Genomic DNA, 1,926 nt, shown 5'->3' on the forward strand with positions numbered 1-1,926 from the left:
TTGTCATCGGGGGCACCGGGCTGATCGGCGGCCAGGTCGTGCAGCGGCTCGGCGAGCACGGCCACGACGCCGTGCCCGCCTCGCCGAGCAGCGGCGTCGACACGGTGACCGGCGAGGGAGTGGAAGAGGTGCTGCGGGGCGCCGACGTGCTCGTCGACGTGTCGAACTCGCCGTCGTTCGCGGACGACGACGTGATGAGCTTCTTCACCGCCGCCACCACCACCCTGACCCGGGCCGCCGCGAAGGCCGGCGTCGGCCACTACGTCGCGCTGTCGATCGTCGGCGCGGACGAGCTGCCCGAATCCGGCTACCTGCGCGCGAAGGTGGCGCAGGAGGAGCTGATCCGCGAGTCCGGCCTCACGCGCTCGATCATCCGCGCCACCCAGTTCTTCGAGTTCGCCGGCGCCATCGCGAACTCGGCGACGACGGACGGCGCCGTGCGCCTCCCGCACGGCGGCGTGCAGCCGGTCGCGGCGTCCGACGTCGCCGCGGTGGTCGCGCGCACCGCGGCCACCGGGCCGGTCGGTGGCGTGCTGGAGATCGGCGGGCCGGAGGAGTTCACGATGGACGGCTGGATCCGCGCCGTCCTGAAGCAGCGCAACGACGAGCGCGAGGTCGTGAGCGATCCGGCGGCCCAGTACTTCGGGACCGCGTTGACGGGCGAGCAGCTCGTGCCGAACGAGGGCGCGCAGCTCCAGCCGACGAGCCTGGAGGACTGGTTCGCCGCCGGCAACTAGAACTGCGCGTCGCGCAGCTGGCGGCGCGAGGTCACCCGGCCTTGCCGAACACCTTGCGCAGGTGCCGTTCCGTGGTGCGCAGACCCGCGCCGGCCTCTGGGGTCGAGCACCCCGGAGGACTTCCGCACGCGCCCGTGGTGACGATCGGAAAATCGCTGGCACTCCGGCACCGGGCAGGGCCACGATCCGCGCATGGTCGAAGTGCGCGTCGGCGCCGGAACTGTGCGCGGTGCGGTGGAATCGGGTGTGCGGGTCTTCCGCGGGATCCCGTTCGCCGCGGCCCCGGTGGGGGAGCTGCGGTTCGCCGCGCCCCGGCCGGTGCCGCCGTGGGACGGGGTGCGCGACGCGCTGGAGTTCGGGCCGCCGCCCCCGCAGGCGCAGGTGTTCGGCATGGACGGGGTCGGCGTCGCGGGCGACGAGTGGCTGACCGTCAACGTCTGGTCGCCCGACCTCGGCGGCGGCCTGCCGGTCATGGTGTGGATCCAGGGCGGCGCCTACACGATCGGCACGTCCGGGCTGCCCGAGTACGACGGCACGCGGCTCGCGCTCGACGGCGTCGTCGTGGTCACGTTCAACTACCGCGTGGGCGTCGAGGGTTTCGCCCAGCTCGAAGGGGCGCCCGCGAACCGCGGGCTGCTCGACCAGGTCGCGGCGCTCGAGTGGGTGCGCGCGGAGATCAGTGCGTTCGGCGGCGATCCCGGCCGCGTGACGGTGTTCGGGCAGTCGGCCGGGGGCGGGTCGGTGGCGGCGCTGCTCGCCATGCCGCGCGCCGCCGGGCTGTTCCAGCGGGCGATCGCGAGCAGCGTGCCGGGCACGTTCTTCACGCCGGAGCTGGCCGCGGACATCGCGAGCGTGTGCGCCGCCGAGCTCGGCCTGCGCCCGACCGCCGCCGATCTGTCCACTGTGGATCCCGCACTGCTGCCGGTCGCCGGGGACGAGGTGATGGCCCAGATCGGCCGGTTCACCGGCCGCTGGGGGCAGGCGGCGCACAAGAAGATCCCGTTCGCGCCGGTCGTCGACGGCGACGTGCTGCCGGTGGCGCCGTGGGAGGCGCTGGCGGCGGGCGCGGCGCGCGATGTCGAGCTGGTCGCCGGGCACACCCGGTCCGAGCAACGGCTGCTCACGATCATCGAGGGTGTTTTCGGGACGGTGACCGCCGCCCAGGCCGCGCAGGCGGCCGAGGTGTTCG

General features: G+C 74.2%; 2 protein-coding genes. Both read left to right on the top strand.

The annotated features are described in order from the left end of the window. On the top strand, positions 1–737 hold a 737-nt coding region (locus ACFWGZ_RS40735), incomplete at its 5' end, for an SDR family oxidoreductase (protein WP_382456930.1). Positions 738–929: 192 nt separating this feature from the next. Continuing rightward, the coding region (locus tag ACFWGZ_RS40740; RefSeq protein WP_382456931.1) for a carboxylesterase/lipase family protein at positions 930–1,926 on the top strand (997 nt) is incomplete at its 3' end.

It is taken from the genome of Lentzea sp. NPDC060358 (genome assembly GCF_042725365.1).
Classification (GTDB): domain Bacteria; phylum Actinomycetota; class Actinomycetes; order Mycobacteriales; family Pseudonocardiaceae; genus Lentzea.